The 17,463-nt window shown below is 47.8% G+C and carries 14 protein-coding genes and 1 pseudogene; 9 read left to right on the top strand and 6 right to left on the bottom strand.

Annotation, left to right across the window (positions count from 1 at the left end):
- Nucleotides 1-38: 38 nt before the first annotated feature.
- Nucleotides 39-1,217, top strand: coding sequence for an MFS transporter (locus tag EDM21_RS20510; RefSeq protein ID WP_157338290.1), 1,179 nt, complete (start codon nt 39-41; stop codon nt 1,215-1,217).
- A 279-nt stretch (nt 1,218-1,496) separates the two neighbouring features.
- Here EDM21_RS20510 and EDM21_RS24655 read toward each other — a convergent pair whose 3' ends face one another.
- Complete coding sequence (locus EDM21_RS24655; RefSeq protein ID WP_166542108.1) at nt 1,497-1,673, bottom strand: hypothetical protein; 177 nt, start codon at nt 1,671-1,673, stop codon at nt 1,497-1,499.
- 525 nt (nt 1,674-2,198) lie between these two features.
- Here EDM21_RS24655 and EDM21_RS20505 point away from each other — a divergent pair.
- The 4 genes from EDM21_RS20505 to EDM21_RS20490 all read left to right on the top strand — a co-directional run bounded on the left by EDM21_RS20505 (nt 2,199) and on the right by EDM21_RS20490 (nt 5,689).
- Nucleotides 2,199-3,617, top strand: coding sequence for an RtcB family protein (locus EDM21_RS20505; protein ID WP_157338289.1), 1,419 nt, complete (start codon nt 2,199-2,201; stop codon nt 3,615-3,617).
- A gap of 2 nt (nt 3,618-3,619) precedes the next feature.
- On the top strand, nt 3,620-4,174 hold the full coding sequence (locus EDM21_RS20500; RefSeq protein ID WP_157338288.1) for an RNA 2'-phosphotransferase: 555 nt from the start codon (nt 3,620-3,622) through the stop codon (nt 4,172-4,174).
- Nucleotides 4,175-4,412: 238 nt separating this feature from the next.
- On the top strand, nt 4,413-5,222 hold the full coding sequence (locus tag EDM21_RS20495) for a squalene/phytoene synthase family protein (RefSeq protein WP_235918295.1): 810 nt from the start codon (nt 4,413-4,415) through the stop codon (nt 5,220-5,222).
- A gap of 182 nt (nt 5,223-5,404) precedes the next feature.
- The gene (locus tag EDM21_RS20490) at nt 5,405-5,689 is read left to right on the top strand and encodes a hypothetical protein (protein WP_157338287.1); all 285 of its coding nucleotides are present in this window, start codon (nt 5,405-5,407) and stop codon (nt 5,687-5,689) included.
- Nucleotides 5,690-6,310: 621 nt separating this feature from the next.
- Here the strand turns inward: EDM21_RS20490 and EDM21_RS20485 are convergent.
- Nucleotides 6,311-7,012, bottom strand: coding sequence for a stalk domain-containing protein (locus tag EDM21_RS20485; RefSeq protein WP_157338286.1), 702 nt, complete (start codon nt 7,010-7,012; stop codon nt 6,311-6,313).
- Nucleotides 7,013-7,303: 291 nt separating this feature from the next.
- A pseudogene (locus EDM21_RS20480) lies at nt 7,304-7,727 on the bottom strand (SpoIIAA family protein).
- Between the two features lie 121 nt (nt 7,728-7,848).
- Between EDM21_RS20480 and rlmN the strand changes: the two are divergent.
- Complete coding sequence (rlmN, locus tag EDM21_RS20475; protein WP_157338284.1) at nt 7,849-8,946, top strand: dual-specificity RNA methyltransferase RlmN; 1,098 nt, start codon at nt 7,849-7,851, stop codon at nt 8,944-8,946.
- A gap of 195 nt (nt 8,947-9,141) precedes the next feature.
- The gene (locus tag EDM21_RS20470; RefSeq protein ID WP_157338283.1) at nt 9,142-10,008 is read left to right on the top strand and encodes a copper amine oxidase N-terminal domain-containing protein; all 867 of its coding nucleotides are present in this window, start codon (nt 9,142-9,144) and stop codon (nt 10,006-10,008) included.
- Nucleotides 10,009-10,163: 155 nt separating this feature from the next.
- Here the strand turns inward: EDM21_RS20470 and hflX are convergent, their stop codons facing one another.
- Entirely contained in the window at nt 10,164-11,429 is a 1,266-nt protein-coding gene (hflX, locus tag EDM21_RS20465; RefSeq protein ID WP_157338282.1) for a GTPase HflX, read from the bottom strand.
- 730 nt (nt 11,430-12,159) lie between these two features.
- Here hflX and EDM21_RS20460 point away from each other — a divergent pair.
- Nucleotides 12,160-13,143, top strand: a complete 984-nt coding sequence (locus tag EDM21_RS20460; protein ID WP_338044028.1) for an acyl-CoA dehydrogenase family protein — start codon at nt 12,160-12,162, stop codon at nt 13,141-13,143.
- A gap of 173 nt (nt 13,144-13,316) precedes the next feature.
- On the opposite strand, the gene EDM21_RS20455 is transcribed toward EDM21_RS20460, so the two are convergent.
- Both EDM21_RS20455 and EDM21_RS20450 read right to left on the bottom strand, forming a co-directional pair.
- Complete coding sequence (locus EDM21_RS20455) at nt 13,317-15,110, bottom strand: ABC transporter ATP-binding protein (protein WP_157338280.1); 1,794 nt, start codon at nt 15,108-15,110, stop codon at nt 13,317-13,319.
- A complete protein-coding gene (locus tag EDM21_RS20450) occupies nt 15,107-16,852 on the bottom strand; it encodes an ABC transporter transmembrane domain-containing protein (protein WP_166542106.1) in 1,746 nt (581 codons plus the stop codon). Before EDM21_RS20450 ends, EDM21_RS20455 begins: the two co-directional genes overlap by 4 nt.
- Nucleotides 16,853-17,085: 233 nt before the next feature.
- Between EDM21_RS20450 and EDM21_RS25105 the strand changes: the two genes are divergently transcribed.
- The gene (locus tag EDM21_RS25105) at nt 17,086-17,457 is read left to right on the top strand and encodes a hypothetical protein (protein ID WP_235918294.1); all 372 of its coding nucleotides are present in this window, start codon (nt 17,086-17,088) and stop codon (nt 17,455-17,457) included.
- Nucleotides 17,458-17,463: the final 6 nt, after the last annotated feature.

Below are 17,463 nucleotides of genomic sequence, written 5' to 3'. Positions count from 1 at the left end.
AAAATTAGTAAGGTGATACAAAAGAAGAGGGGGTCGCTATGCAGAAAGTATTTCTTCTTACGTTAGGCATGTTTGCTCTTGGATTTGATGCTTACGTTGTAGCCGGTCTGCTGCCTGATATCTCTTCTGTCTTCGGAATCAGCGATTCGGAGGCGGGGCAGGCGGTCAGTGTATTCACCCTGTTCTACGCGCTTGCGGCACCGGTATTCGCGACGCTGCTTGCCGGCAAACCGGTGCGCCGGATTCTGGTGTGGGCACTCATTATCTTCTCGGTGGCTAATGCGGCCACCGCGCTGGCTACCAGCTTCTCCCTGCTGCTCGTGTCACGGGCGGTAGCGGGGATCGGTGCGGGTCTGTATTCCCCGCTTGCGGCGGCAGCGGCTTCCTCCCTTGTCTCCGCAGAGAATAGAGGACGCGCGCTGGGCACCATCCTGGGCGGTATGAGTATGGGGACCGTTATCGGAGTGCCGGTCGGCCTGCTTATCGCCCAGCAAATCGGCTGGCGCGGGACTTTGTGGACCGTTACGCTGCTGGGCGTAATCGCGTTGGCCGGTATCATTCTCAGGTTCCCCAGCTTCCCTGCATCGGCGCCTCCATCGGTACGTCAGCGTCTGGCTATGCTGACGAGCGGAAGAGTGTCGGCTACGGTGGGGATCACCTTTGTTACCAGCGTAGCCAGCCTTGGCCTGTATACGTATGTAGCTTCCATTCTACTTGATCTGGCTGAGATCAAGAATATTACGCCTTACTTGTGGGCGTGGGGGATCGGAGGTGTCGTGGGCAGCTTCTCCATCGGCACGCTGATAGACCGGACGGGCAAACCCGCCCTGCTTATGGTGGGCATACTCGCCGTAATGACAGCCGCCATGTTCGCTATACCGCTGGGCTTGCAGTACTCTCTGCTGGCCTTCCTGCCTTTCGTGCTGTGGGGGGCAATGGGCTGGGCTTCTCAGGCGCCCCAGCAGCACATCCTGCTGCTGCAGCAGCCCAAGCACGGCGCAGCGGCAGTAGCGCTCAACAGCTCCGCCAACTATCTGGGGAGCGCTGTAGGTTCCGCGCTGGGCGGGTTCGTTCTGTTAGCGGGATTGGCGCCTTCGCAGCTTCCTGTTGCGGCAGGCTGCTTAGGGCTTGCCGCTTTGGCGGCGCAGATCGTTGTGATCATCACGCAGAAGAAAAGCGCCTCACTCCAGACGGGCGAGAACAAACTGGAAACTTAATGGCATTGAAATGTCAAAACCCCAGCCTATTGCGGCTGGGGTTTCTTTGTGAAAGAGGGATCCGGAACGGTTCTTGTAACGAACGACTCTCTGTACATACTTATTCATAAGCCATATCCGTAAGCAGTATCAGGAGCAGGCTCCTGTCACGTCTGTAAAAGCTTGGGTTTCATCGAATTTGGCGGACAATAATCAGCTCTAACCAGTCGACTAAGTGAGTTGACTTCTTTACAAAAAAGAATAAAAGACATCACTGAAGTGTCTTTCCAGAGCTGCGAATTATTGGATCAGCCGGTAATCGTCGATTTTCTCCTCGTTCTCCCAAATTTCTACGAACAAGGCATCACAATTCTCGAAGTCAGCCGGCGTAAGTGACAAGGCTTTGGCCTCATCCGTGCCCACATAGACATTCTCCATTGTTTCTCCGTCAAAAGAAAGAACCACATATATTTTCATTGTACGTCCTCCTGGAATCTTTCCGAAATGATAAGTCGTATGTACGGAAATAAGTATAACAAAAACGCGGGGTGTACTTCAAAATCACGGTGAATGCCGGCATAGCGTATCCTATGGAATTCTAATTATCGCCGGTTGATTTCATTCGTTTTCACAACTTTCGTTCTTATCCGAACCGCTGGCTCATTCGAACAACATTCAGCGGATTCTCCAACATTTTGGAAGATAGACACTTTCATTATAATGATTTTTTCCGCCCCGTTATGGTTGACAAATCTTAGCAGCAGCTCGTATGATACTTTTAAATCAATGAAGGGAGGCCGAGATCCATGTTCTTTATTCCGCGCGATTCTATAACCATACAGAAGAAAGTCCATTTCATCGGCCTCAACGGGGCCATGTGAGAATAATATCGGCGTCCGCCACGAGGCGGATTTCCGTTAATTCAGGCACAGACAGCCATGGACAACAGGTCCGTGGTTTTTTTGTATTTATTTTTGGGAAAAAGAGAGGAAAGATCCGTCTATGAAAGAAAATTATTACCGTCAGGTGAAGGTTCCTGCGGGAACCGTGCATGTCTATGCTGCACCTTCCTTGTACGAGTCGTTAGATTATAAAGTCTTCGAAATGGCCAATAACAATTTGCAAATACCAAACGGCGTATACATGAGTTATACACCGGATGTTCATGTGGGAGTCGGGACCTGCATTGGAACGACAGCCGTGTGGAACACACACGATGGTTATGTTTCGCCTTCAATTGTGGGAAGCGATATCGGATGCGGCATGAGGGTACATTTAACTAGTCTTCACAAGGATGAGCTGAAAGAAGTTAAACTGCGGAGAAAGCTGATTAAAGCCATCGAGTCCTATCTGCCTGTCGAAGCGCATGCAAGAGGGCACTTCTCGGATATACGTCTGGAGCATGTGGTCCAAAAAGGTCTGCATGGCCTGCCGAAAAAATATATTCCGGACAGCTATACACCGCGAAAAGCGACTTCTCTCACACATGTGGAGTGCAGCAAGTTTCGTTTCGATGAGAATGCCTTAAACCGGTTTCCGGACAATGTGTGGCACCGTTCACACCGTCAGCTCGGTACACTGGGCGGAGGAAATCATTTTGTGGAGATACAGTCCGTAGAAATAGCAGCGGAGAACCGGGAAATTGCCGAAGCGTGGGGCTTGTTCGATGGGCAAATCATCGTGATGATTCATTCCGGATCACGCGCCTGGGGAGGATCGGTCAACCAATATTGCAGCAGCGACTTGGCTAAAATGATGCGGGCGGAAGGTCTGGGAACAGCCGATCCGCGGCTGTTATTCGCGCCGCTGTCTCATCCCCTTGGCCGTGACTATGTGGACCTCATGTATTCCGCCCTTAATTATGCGGTCGTAAACCGCCATCTCATCGCTTATGCGGTTCGTGAAGGCTGTAAAGATATCTTCGGCTCCAAATTCGAGATGAAAACTCTCTACGATCTGATGCATAACTACGCATGGGAGGAAGAGGCGGAGGGGAATTCTTATTTCGTTCACCGTAAAGGAGCAACAAGGGCTCTGCCGGCAGGCCATCCGGATAATCCGGCACCTTATCGCTTAACCGGACATCCGGCCCTGATTCCGGGTTCGATGGGTACCTCCTCTTATATTATGGTAGGATCTTCGCCCGGCAAATCGAACTTTCATTCCATTTGTCATGGAGCAGGCCGTATCCGCTCCCGCAGTGCGACGAAAAGACTGGTCACCGTAGATGAATTTGCATCGGTTATGCGCGTAGGCACGGAGGATGAGATTGTGGTTAACCAGAAATCGTTAGAGTCTATCCTGGATGAGTCTCCGCAAGCTTATAAAGATGTGGATCAAATAATCGAGAGCGTCGTAGGTGCGGAGCTTGCTCAGGTGGTAGCTAAATGCACGCCGATGGCGACGATTAAAGGAGCTTAAACATGATACAGGCAAAAGAAGAGATAAGTCTAAGCAGGATAATGACCCGAATTCTAAGACATACACCCGAGCAGTTCCGTATTCATTTAAATGAAGATGGTTTTTGCACACTGGATGAACTGCTTCAAGGGCTCCGCTCCCAGAAGAAATGGGCGAATATCGCCTTGGAGGATATTTATTCAGTAGTGCGAAATTCGGATAAGCAGCGGTTCGAAATAATAGGAGAGCGGATTCGTGCAAGATACGGGCACAGTCATGACAAAATCAGCTATGCACCGGGCAATCCTCCACCTAAGCTCTACCATGGAACCAATACCAATGCTCTTGCAAGCATTTTAAAAAACGGGATTTCTCCCATGCAGCGGCAGTATGTGCATCTATCGGAAACGCTTCACTTTGCTGAACTGGCGGGAAGCAGGCGGGGGGAACTGGTCATTATAGAAGTGGATACGACCCAGGCTGCCCGGCGGGGTACTGCCTTTTATTACGCCGGCAATGAAGTATGGCTCTCGGAGCATGTTCCGGCAGATTGTTGTACAGAGAGGACAGGGAATTAACCTGTTCTTTTTCTTGTAAGGAACTTTTGTGGAAAAACGAATAGTTTTATGGGAAAAATCACAAACTTCTAAAAAAATACACGTAAAGGGCTAACAATCTATCGGAAAAGTTGTAATTGTTCCACGAAATATGGTTAACTATTTAAGTAGGTCTTTAATCCAAGGCCTTCTTTGTCTGGATGCGGCAAGCAAGCAGCATTCAAGACCATAAACTTCTTTGGGGAGATCCAATAAATAGATGAATAAACTACTAAAAGATGCCATGAAAATGCTCCTTCTCACGAGCCGGACTTTCTATATCCCGATTGCCCGTTTGTCCCCGGGCCTTAAAGAAGCCGTGGCTTCCGCTTACTTGTGCATGAGGGCTATCGATGAGATTGAAGATCATCCCGATCTTCCGGTCGCAGTTAAGGTAGAACTTCTGGAAGGAATCAGCAGAATTCTGGAAGAGTCCGGCGGAGCAGACGACTATGCTGCGCTTTTCTCGCCTCATAAAGAAACGCTTCCGCCGGTTTCTTTGCGGATTCATGACTGGATCGTGCTTTGTCCTAAACTGGCAGCGGGATTCGTCACGAAGAGTACAGCCAAAATGTCCAGGCAGATGTCGGAATGGGTCGAAAAAGGCTGGGATATTAAAACGGAAGAAGATTTGGATTATTACACCTATTGTGTGGCGGGTGCCGTAGGCGAGCTGCTGTCCGATCTCTGGAAATGGTATGACGGCACGGAGAGCGATCCGGCCAAAGCCGTCGCATTCGGACGCGGGCTCCAGGCGGTGAATATCCTCCGGAACCGGAAGGAAGATATGGTTAGAGGGGTAGATTTCTTCCCGGACCAGTGGAGCCAGGAAACGATGATCCAGTATACCAAACGGAACCTCATGCTAGCCGATGCTTATATTAATGAACTCAAGCCGGGACCGGCACGCAACTTCTGCCGGATTCCTTTTGAGTTGGCGCGCGGTACGCTCAAAGCCATCACTTCCGGCGTAGGCAAATTGAACCGGAAGCAGGTTACGGAAATTGTGGACGGGTTGGGAACCACATAACTTGCCGGTTCCTCACGCCCACGCCCGAGGTCTAGAGGAAAAAGCCCAATAAACCTTCTATAAACAGAAGGTTTATTGGGCTTTTTCCGTATTCGAGGCGTTTTTGTTATACTTAACCTAATCCATCAGAACCGCACGGCGAAATTTCAGCCTTGCAGATGCCGGAGTCCGGAGGGAACAACATGACATGGATCGCCAGCCAGGCTTATTATAAAATACAGCGGGAAGTCGACGGAATTGAGCAGAGAACTATCGTTCATGACCGGAACATGTATTTATATCGGGACAGGATTGTAACCCGGTACCGGGAGTTTGCTATCGAAGAAGTGTTCGACATGTCCTACCGTCCAATGGGGGCCGAGATGGGCATTTTCTATCTGCATACGAAGCAGGGTGTTTATCCTTATACAGTCAAAGAAGATCCCGTTGTATTTATACAAGCCTTTAAGCAGTTTCAGTCTAAATAAAGCCGCACAATCATTAATCCGGTTGGCAAAGAAATGGGATTATAAAGATTAGAGCCCTGTATCAGTTGAATTTATTACACGCACGCATATGCATACCAGCATCATTAAACAATAAAGTTCATTTCCACGAACCAAAAAATAAATGTACGGGAAATGCGATCATACTCCGGGTTTGGTTTCCCGTCTAACTATCATTTTCCATGTTTTCTAACACCTCAATTCAGCTGAATTCAGGTGTTTTTGCGTTGTTTAAATCCTTTTATGAGAAGAATGCAAAAGGGCATTGACAGTGAGGTTTTTAACAGGTTAATCTAATAATCAATAACAAGTATAAATGAACATTTATTGAATATAAACAAACAAAAGTGTGCTCGCACAACAATTCGAGTGCATTACATACGAGCGCGATCAATCGGCGTAACTCCGGTGTACCCTTCACAGCCTTCACGCGAGGCCTCGTGAACTTCATATCGTTGTATCATATTAACGGAGGTGCAATGAGAATTGCGATCGTTAAATGAGCATATACGTGCGAATACAAATAGAAGTCTGCCGGGTTCCGGCAGACTTCTATTTGTATTGCCAGGCGAATGATTGAATGGAAAAAATCACCCGGTATCCTTACCGGCTTACCGGACCGTCTGAAATCGTTCCATCGGGGTTCATAGCAAAGAGATAGACTTTATTATTGACAGGATTCACATAAGATATCGTATAAAGGAGCAACTTTTTGTCTTTCCATGCAATAAATAAAGAGACTCCAAGATCATGGTTAACTAATCCTTCTTCATCCACAATTTGATCCGGCAGGTCGGAATGGTATCCAGCTTTCTTGAAAAAATCATATTTCCAGAAAGCATCGGCTCCATTCTCCGAATCACCATTATCCTGTACGATCTTGACTTCTTCTTGTATGAATGCTCGTACTTCATCTTGTGTGATTCCGATATGCAGCTTTTCTTTCAGCGCGTTGATGCGGGTAAGGATCTGCTGATCCCTCTCGGTTTCTTCACTGCCTGGAGCGGGAGACTGATTCGTGCCGGATGAAGTAATCGCAATCGTCTTAGTTGCCTCGTTCCACTGGACCTGGCCGTCAAGAGCTTTTACAACTGCATGAGCAGGCAAATAAGAGTGGCCATCTATGATGACAGGAGGGAGTTCACTGCCTTCTTTATCCAAAGGAGTCCAGCCCAAGCCGTTAACCGTTATCTTGATCGAATGATTGATGTAAGCCTGTATGCTTTCCACACTTCCAGCGGCATAACAAGTAGCCCCGAATGCCAAGCTGCAGCTTCCTATCACGATCAGTTGTTTCCATTTCATTTCATTCACCTTCCTGACGATTAATATAAATAACCCCACGATTAACAAAGCGGATCTCTGGAAGTAACGTTCAATATATGGAATAAATATACAATACCATAAATCCCTAGTTTACGGAAATTTTGCGGCGGTAAGGTAAACAATTTTAATAGAGGGACTTAGAATAGAAGGTTCTTTGGTAAAAAAAGGTTGCTGTAAAAGAGATACGATATTTCCAGAGCCGCAGGTCAGCAACCTTGCAGGCATACAAAAACCAGTTGATAGAGAGCAACTCAACTGGTTCAATAGGTTTTATAGCGGATATTCATTCAGCCATATTAAAGCTTCTTCATAGTTATCAAAAAATTTTACGGATTCTTTTGTATTGGATTGTTGTAAATAATTCATGATCTCTCCTTCTTCAAGGAGAAACGCAATTGCCTTACTATGATTCAGAATGGTTTCATTGAAGAACTTATCTTTCCATGCTTTTTGAACCGAAAAATGATCCGGCGTGTATCCTCGTCTATTCACCAACAATTTGTATTTCCGGCCCCCGGAAATGAATCGCTGACAAACCTGCTCGAAGCCATTAAACCATTCATGAACATCATCTGTTGTAATCTTGCCAATTAGATGGGTTATAATTATATCTTCTGATACGGTTGTGCGGATATCCGGTTTACTCAATTTGGAATCATCTCCCTTAGTTGCAATTATGCGTAAAATGTCTCATGAAATCAACGGCTCCACTTGTTTTAATAAAAATTTTCTGGGACAATAATAGACAGATCGTTAGCTGTTCGGCTGCTTAAGTAGAAGGGACAGAATTATAAGGTTGGAAAAGAGGATTACGAATGAATAGAGAGTCCATATATGGATTAACATTTGATCAACTGGCAGCATGGCTTTTAGAATATGGGCACAAAAAATTCCGGGCCACTCAGGTCTGGGAATGGCTTTACCGTAAACGGGTAACAAGTTTTTCGGATATGACGGATGTGAATCCGGACTGCATTCAATTACTGGCGGATCATTATGTTATCCAAACGCTGGAGGAGCATGTTAAACAGGCATCGGCGGACGGAACGGTTAAGTTCTTGTTTAAGCTTCAGGATGGCAATCTGATCGAAACGGTTTTAATGAGACACAAATTCGGGCTGTCTGTCTGTGTGACGACTCAGGTCGGATGTAACATCGGATGCAGTTTCTGTGCCAGCGGACTGCTGAGTAAAAGCCGGGATCTGTCCAGCGGGGAGATCGTCGAGCAGATTATGAACGTGCAGCTTCATCTGGATCAGGCAGGCAAGGCAGAGCGAGTCAGTCACATAGTCGTGATGGGGATCGGCGAGCCGTTCGATAATTTCGAGAATCTGTCCAGTTTCATTACGGTGGTCAAAGACCATAAGGGTCTTGCGATCGGTCCAAGACATATCACGGTATCTACCAGCGGGCTTGTGCCTAAAATTATGGAGTTTGCCGATAGCGATATGCAGACGAACCTGGCTATTTCTTTGCACGCGCCGAATAATGAACTCCGGACGCGGATTATGAAAATTAATCGCGCCTATCCGATTGAGAAGCTGATGCAGGCCATCGATTATTATTTGGACAAGACCAATCGTAGAATCACGCTGGAATATATCCTTCTGAAAGACGTAAATGATCAGAGGGAGCATGCGCTGGAGCTCGCCGAATTGATCGGTGACCGCCGCCAGCTTGCCAACGTGAACTTGATCCCGTACAACCCGGTAGACGAGCATAGCCAATATCAGCGAAGCACGCAGGAATCCATTGATGCATTCTACGACACGCTCAAGAAACAGGGCGTAAGCTGCAGCGTACGTCTTGAGCATGGAACCGACATTGACGCGGCCTGCGGACAGCTGAGAAGCAAACAAATTAAGAAATCAGCCAAGGGCGAGAGTGCTGCGGACCGCGTTGTCAGCCAATAGGGCCTGCACACTGCCTGAGAAACCTAGAGCGTATCCTTCATGGATACGCTTTTTTTCTTGTCGTATAAGGAAATTTACAAAGATGACACTTATATTCTTACTAAAAATTAAAAAAAGATTTATTTACCTTTTATAATCTGATATGATACCCTGATATAGGGAATATAAACCATATATTAGGAAGGAAGTCGCTCCATGTACGTTAGTAAAAAGGTATTTATTTCATCCATTGTGGCATCAAGTTTATTGTTCGGATCAGTGGGGGTATTCGCTGCCGGCGGGATTGAAAAGATTCAGGCTTATTTAAATCACGGTATTAAGTTCCAAGTTAACGGAGCCTCGTGGGTGCCTAAGGACAGCGACGGCGTTAAGCTTGCTCCGGTCGTGTATGAAGGCTCTTCCTACTTGCCTGCGCGTGCAGTGGCAGAAGCACTTGGGGCAGAAGTGAAATGGGATGATGATACACAAACGATTTATATCAAATCCGGATCCGGTTCTTCCAATGATGGAATTCCGTACAAAGATGGCTCTGGCAGCAGCAGCGGGGGCAACACTTCGACTCCCTCCAATCCAGGCAGCGGCTCCGTAAGCGTGCCGACCAGCGGAGGAGCTTATAAACTGCCAGGCAATTTCGACCCGGACAAAACCGCTACCGATCTGAAGTCACAAGCTGTTACGCTGATCAAGCTCTATGGGGAAGCTTTGAAAACCAGCGATGTGAGCAAGTTTAATGCGTATGTGGACGGTAATATAGCGGATAAAAACGGTGATAGGTATATGCCGGGCCGTGATTATTCCAAAAAGCTTTTTAAAGACGAATTAGCCAGTGCTCAAAAGGTGAACGATGCCGCAACCATTGCTAAGTATGCTACTACGCTCACATCCGTTTCTTCCAGCGATGTTAAAGTTGCATTTGATCCCTATAAGTCAGACATTAATGCAAGCTTCTCGTATAGTTTCTTTCCGGAAGATTGGGATGCTTTTAGTTCGATCTATGTCTATTTAGACTTCTCCATGACAGATAATGGTGATTATGTTCTAAACGGCGTTTCTGTACACTAATACTAGGGAATATTCAAAATTTACATAGGCCTGCTTCTCTAATTGCAGAGGCTAGGCTAAGCAAAGACCTCCGGTTTCACCTAAGGTGATCGCGGAGGTCTTTTTGCTGCTGCCGGGTTATAACTTGCTTATTCGGCTGAAACCTGATCCTGATTTTATAGTGGAGTGAGATTTTTACGATAGGGTTCAAGAACGGATGGCTTACATTCGAGTTCCAATTTCGTTCCATTCTCTTCATAGCTGATGGACTTCACATGGGCATGTTCATTGAAATAGGCCACAAGGCGGCTTTGGTCGTAAGGAACCAGAACTTCACACTGGATATAATTCTGGAACAGGTGGCCCCGGATCTGCTGAGTCAGCTCCTCGATTCCCGTCGATTGCGCGGCAGATAAATACACATCATCGCCTTCCACCATAGGGTATTCGATATCCGTCAGATCGGCTTTGTTATAGGCATAAATCGTTCGGACCTGATCGGCTCCCAGCTCTTTCAGCGTTTCATTCGTAACCGCAATATGCTGCTCGTATTCAGGATTAGAGACGTCCACGACATGAATTAACAAATCGGCTTCTGCCACTTCCTCCAGTGTCGAACGGAACGCTTTCACCAAGTGATGGGGGAGCTGGCTTACAAAGCCTACCGTATCGGTTAACAGGAATGATTTGCGGTCGGGCAGGCTTATATTGCGGACAGAGGTTTCCAATGTGGCAAACAACATATCTTTGGCCAATACTTGCTTGTGCGTTTGCGGGTTGTAGGTGTCTATCATTGCATTCATTAAACTGGATTTGCCCGCATTCGTATATCCGACCAGACACACGACAGGAACTTCGTTCTTGTGGCGTTGTTTGCGCTGCGTCTGCCGTCTGGCGACGAGTTTCTCCAGTTCGGTCTGAAGGATCGAGATTCGTTCCTCGATTTTACGACGGTCAAGCTCCAGCTTGGTTTCTCCGGAACCTCTGTTCTTGAAGCCGGCTCCGCCGCCCTGTCTCCCCAAAGATTCCCGGAGGCCGACCAGACGCGGGAGCATATATTGGAGTTGGGCAACTTCTACTTGAAGCTGGGCTTCTCTGGTTTGAGCTCTTTCTACAAAGATATCCAGGATTAGAATGGTGCGGTCTATGACTTTACATTCTAACGATGATTCCAGATTGCGTATTTGTGAAGGAGTCAGCTCATCGTTGCAAATGACCACATTGGCCTCTTTTTCTTCGATAAGGGCTCTTAATTCGTCAATTTTACCGGTACCGATATAATGCGAGGGTACAATACGGCTAGCCTTCTGGCTAAGTTCTCCAACGACCTGGACTTGACAGGCCGCCGCCAAATTGCGCAGCTCCTCCATCGAGTATTGGAAGTCGGACCGGTTTACAAGATTTACTCCTACGGTTATTGCATGTTGTTTGATGGGTTCCATTTAGTTATCATCCTCTCATTGGGTTAAAAGAAACAAAAAACACAGACCACGCGTCTGTGTTGGAAGAGAAGAGGACATCAGTATGAAGCGGTAAGGAGTTAGTCCTTACCTGCCAGATAGCGTCTGTTCATACAAGAAAGCAGCGACGACAAACAAGGGAAGAGTGAGACTCTCCTTGATTGATTGTATGTTAACTTGTATGAACGTTGTGTTCCCTTTTTAAAGGTAAAGAATGGAACGGGGAAAAGTCACCGGTTCCTAAGCCGCCAGGGGTTACCTTTAAAAGTAGACAGACCTATCCTGAGTCCTCTGTACACAGACAGAGTCTTTAGCGCTATTCAATTAGCCGCGTAAAGTCCAGACCCGGATAAAATCTATCACACGTAACCCCTCCATTTCGGTATAGTTTCTTTATCATAACACAAGTCAGAGGTTCCGGGCATGTCAAGTAAAAGTATAATGATTCTTTCCATATAAAGAGCTGTTTGGCGGAATTTAAGCGATTGCGGATAGGAATCATAAGAATCATCGATATCCATCGTTTGATAAGGAAAGCTTCGTCTTTCATTTGAATTTTAACTGTCACTTCTTTTTATATAAATCACTCTCTCATGTTACTATAGAAAAAAGATAAAAGATGCGTAAAGGAAGCGGTGGAGGAATGTTGTTTTCGCAAAAGCAGGTCAATGAGATCAGAGTACAATCTCAAAGGATGGAGACTGAAGGTGCAGTGACAGAAAATGTGCTGCAGCTTATTTATAAGCATAAACTGTTCAAGCTGTTCGTCCCCCGGGAATTGGGAGGCAGGATGGCTTCCTTGCCGGAAGCTGTGCGCATATTCGTCGAATGTTCCCGTATTGACGGCAGCTTCGGCTGGCTGGTCAATATCGGTTCGGGTGGAGGCTTCTTCGCATCATTGATGGAAAGTCATGTGGCACATTCGGTTTACATGTCTCCCGAGGCCGTGATCGCAGGGAGCGGTGCTCCATCAGGAGTGGCTAAACGGGTCGATGGAGGCTACATCGTTAACGGCAGCTGGAAATATTGCAGCGGCTCCACACATGCGACGGTGTTCACGGCTAACTGTATCGTAGAGCCGGAGGTGGATGAGCAGCAGGGAGCACAGCCTGAGATCCGCTCGTTCGTTCTTATGCCGGAGCAGATAGAAATTCACCGGGATTGGAACGCTTTCGGGCTTAAGGCTACAGCCAGTCATACGATTATGACGAAGGAAGCTTTCGTGCCGGAAGAGAGGACATTCCTCTTGGCAGAGCTTAAAGGCTATGGAGAGGAGCCTGTGTATCAATATCCGTTCCTGCCTTTTGCCCAGGCATCGTTTGCAGCGGTCAGTCTGGGCATTGCCAAGCACTTCCTGGAAGAGGCCCGGGAATTGATCCTTCTTAAAAAGAGGGACGCCCATGTGCTGGAGAAGCTGGAGCGGCAGGAAGGACTTTTGAAGGAGAGGGAGGCTATGTTCCTGGAGGCTGTGGAACAATCCTGGAACGAGCTTCTGCAAGATCAGCAGCTCACCGAGGCATCCCGGCAGGAAGTTTCGGCCGAATGCCTGCTGACGGCCCGGACTGCTCTGGCTTGCGGGCTGGAACTGTTCCCCTTCCTGGGGCTCTCTGCCGCCATGCAGGACAGCGCGGTTAACCGCGCATGGAGAGACTTGCAGACGGCCTGCCAGCACGCCCTGCTGATTCCGGCGGAATAAATATAGACGCTTACGAGATCAGATAGGCGGTATTCACGCAGGGATCTTGACTTGGAGGACGCTTGTTTATTCAGCCATCAGGCAACAATCAATAAAGCTGCGGGCATAAGCCGGCAGCTTTATTGGTTTGAAGCGAGTAATAAAGTTGGGAGTCTCTAAAAGGTTCGTGTTCGTCACACAATTTTGACCCGTTTATCCTCGTCTATCTCAGCGGGTGTTTGTTCACCCTGCCATAGAAGCTTCATTTCGGTGCTGGTTGCCAGAAGATCCGGTAAAGTACCCTCCGCTTCAATTTTACCTTCTTTCAGGACGATAATGTGATCCGCTCTCGCAAGAGCGGCCCTGCGGTGAGATACTGCAATGCAGGTCACGTCCTTCTCCAGGAATAATCTTTCCCACAGCAGATTCTCCGTTTCGACGTCCAGTGCACTGGATAAATCATCGAAGATGTAAAGATCTGATCCCGTCATCATCATACGTGCGGTAGCGGCACGCTGAATCTGCCCTCCTGAGAGCATGACACCTCTTGGCCCTACAAATGTGTCGAGACCCTTTTCCAAATTCTCGATATCTTTCTCCATTACAGCTAAACGGACCGCGCGTTCCATCTCATGCGGAGCATACGACAAGTTGCCTTGTGTAATGTTGTCCCGGAGAGGATCGCTAAACAGCCGCGGAACTTGAGGGGTATAGGCCGTTCTTGGCGGTATGAGGAAGGATGCCGGATCAATCTCACGCCCGTTCCAGTGAACGGCGCCGCTGTGCCTCGGAAGCAGTCCCAGCAGCGTTCGTACCAGTGTGGATTTCCCGGAACCAATTCTACCGGTGATCACAAGAAATTTGCCCCGCAGCAACTGGAAGTTAATATCCTCAATTCCGTTGGAGGAATCGGGATACGTATAGGAAAGCTCTTTTACATACAGCATCTGCAGTCTGTCTTCGTTATTATTGGCTTGGGCCTGCACTTCCGGCGGATCATTAATCAGGTAAGTCTGGCTATGTTCGACGATACGATCTTCTTCACCTGGACGGAATAAAATCCGCATACGATCCAGCGATATTTTTAAGCGTTTATGCTGGAACACCATATAGCCGAACAGTGAAATACTGTAGGAGAAATTCGTCAAATAAGTGGTGAACAAAGCGAAGTCTCCTACGGTAAAACGTCCTGCCTGCATTTCGGAAGCACACATGAGCAGAATTACGCCCGTACAGATGCTCAGTACATGCTGATTTAATGATTTCATCCACTGTTTGAACAGGTTATCTTTAAGTGCCGCCTGTCTGCGGACTTTATTCAGTTTATCAAAACGTTTCAGGACCGGATCTTGTGCCTGGCCGAGCTTCACAGCCTGAACCGCACTGAAAGTCTCCGCGATAAAACTGGTGATTTGACCTGTTGCTTCACGGTTCTTCTGGCTGTAACGTCTGGCGCGATTCCCCGACAAATTGTTTAACACAGAGACAACGAGAAGAGGGAGCACGGCAACAATCGTTATTTTCCAGTTAATGTGGGTCATGATGGCAATAGAGATGGCGGCAAAGGATAACCTGCCCCAGAAGTCTATCCAGGATTCCAGGTACTCATTGACTTCATCTACATCTTCGCGAAAGCGGCTCATCGCTTCTCCGGGGGAAGCAGGGAGATTACGGCCCGGCCAGCGCATAATTCCGGCAAGCATATTCGTACGCAAAATAGCCTGAATGTGAAAGAAGAATTCCGCAAATTTATAAAAGGCGACGAAAAATATACCAACCCTTGCGAATCTCACCAAAACTATGAGGATCAGCGGAGCTGCAAGCCACCAGTAGTCTTGTGACTGACTTGCCGTTCTATCAAAAAACCACTGGATTCCAAGACCGATGAGCACGGGCAAGGAATGAAAAATCCCCCACAGTAAACCATTTACGAGGAAAAGAGGCAGCCGATAAAGAAAAAGACGGTTTATAAAGCGGGTTACTGTCATGCTAATTCCTCCTGACTGCCTGCTGCAAGCAGTTTGGCGTAGTGAGAGAAAGGATCACCGGCCAGTGATTCTCTTGAACCGAATTCTAGGATACGGCCCTGACCTAAAACCATAATTTTATCCGCCTTCTCCAGAGTGGACAAGCGATGCGCTATGATGATGCCTGTGCATTGCTGCATGAGCTGATCGACCGCTGATTGTAGAGCGGATTCGGTTGCTGCGTCAAGTCTGGAAGATGGTTCATCCAGAATGACCAGGCTTGGCTGTGTCAGGAACACCCGGGTTAGAGCAACCAGCTGCGCTTCTCCGGCTGACAGCGAGGCTCCGCCTGATGAGAGGTGCCCGTCTAATTCGCCCGGAAGGGCTTCAATCCACGTATGCAGGCCAAGCCTCTGGGCGGTTTCAATAATGCGATGATCGGAAATACGTTCATCGAACAGGGTCAGATTATCCCGCAAGGTTCCGTCGAACAGCTGGACATCTTGCGTGACCATACCGATCCGGCTATAAAGTGTATCCAGCCGCAGGCTGCGGATATCTTCACCGCCTATGCGAATGGTTCCGCTATTCGTGTTGTACAGCCGCAGTAAGAGCCGGCTGATGCTGGATTTGCCGCTGCCCGTACGGCCGATAATCCCAAGCCGTTCGCCCGGCCCAAGAGAGAACGTAATATTGTGAAGGACGGGTTTATCTTCTTTATAAGAGAAGTGGACTTGATCGAATTCCAGCGAGAGTGCACCATCTGGCATAGTTTGGCGGATCCCGTCATCAATCTCACTCCGGATAGCCAGAAGCTCACCCGAGCGTCTCAAGCCTGATTTGGCCCGCTGGAATTCCTGCATCTGATTGCCGAGTTGTTCTATCGGTTCATTGAGCATTTGGGTATATTGGAAAATGAGGAAGAGCATACCGAGTGTAATTTGTCGGGTCAAATAGAAGTGAACACCCATCAGCAGGACAACAGTTACGGCAAAGGAGAATAAAATAACCGTCGTATTCCAAGGCACGACCCGGAGCATCCATGCTTTCCGCCCGTGTACAAACACGGCTCGCATGGCATGGTGAAACCTGTTCATCACGTAAGGAACGTTTCCATTTGCCTGGACATCTTCAATTCCCGCGATGCGTTCTTCAATCAATCCGAACAAGGAAGCGCTGGCTGCTCTTTCCGCTTGTGAAGTTTGTACGCCCAAATCACGGATGCAAACCAGTACACCAATGGATACAAGGGTGAACACAGTCATGACAATGGCTATCGGCCAGCTGGTGACGAACATAAAGCCGAGAATTCCGGTGAGCAGAACAAAACTGCCGACAATTTGAACGATAAACATCGCGAAGAAATTCGACATGTTGGTCACATCGCCATCTATACGTTCAATCATTTCACCCGGCGTTTTGAGATTGTGAAAGCGCATATCCAGCCGGAGACAGTGCTTCAGCAGATCAGCCCTGAGCTGATTAGTCGCCCTCCAGGAAACATCATTGCCGAGATAACTAAGGCCGACCGTAATCAACTGCTGACATACGGAAATGGCAAGGAACATACCGGCAAGTGCCAGGAGGCCGGAGACGACGCCACTCTCCGCTGCCGTATCAATAAACCGCTGAATGATTTGCGGATTAATTAACTGAAGGGCAGTCGATGTTAGCAGGAGAAGCAGTAAAGCAGCCATCCGGCCTTTAACGGGTTTCAGATAACGGAGCAGCCAGGACATCGAAATTTGTATATTGTGCGGCACACATGCAGCCTCCAGTCAATCGATCCGGTTATACTATTTATAAGGATCCGTGCAATAAATTCCATCTTACACGAATTAACGGAGGGTTCAAGGGATAAATTGGATATAATCATACTCAGCCCGAAAAGAAGCGGATTGAGAAACAATCTCTTGACACCCGGAAAGAGAGTGTATACATTTGTATACAGAGATTTTTTCATTTTACAAAAGATAGAATAAGAGGGTGCTGGAATTTGTATGATAGTCAACCGAACAGAGCGGGTTCATTAAACGGCCATTACCTGATGATGCAGGACGGACAAGCAGGAGGCGGGGGCCGCGGATACCGCAGCGAGCATCAAGACCGCCGGGCCAGGGAGCAGAAATGCAGCGGTGCTCAAACTTACCGGAGAGGCCGTGTGCTGTTATTTCTGGAGAAACTGCAGGCCAAACGAGGCACAATAGCCAGACAGCTTGAACAAGCGGAATTTGAAGCGATCAGACCTGTACTCTGTGGAGAATTAAAGGCGATAGATCAGGTTATTGAAGAATATGTTTTGTTGTTCGACCTGCAAGAAGATGCCGGCAGCTCCACCACACTCCCGCGAAATGAAAGGGAGGAGTGATTTCTA

The sequence above is a fragment of the Paenibacillus lutrae genome (genome assembly GCF_009757775.1).
In the GTDB taxonomy this organism is placed as follows: Bacteria; Bacillota; Bacilli; order Paenibacillales; family NBRC-103111; genus Paenibacillus_F; species Paenibacillus_F lutrae.
Note: the sequence above shows the minus strand (reverse complement) of the source record. Positions and strands in the feature narration are given on the sequence as shown.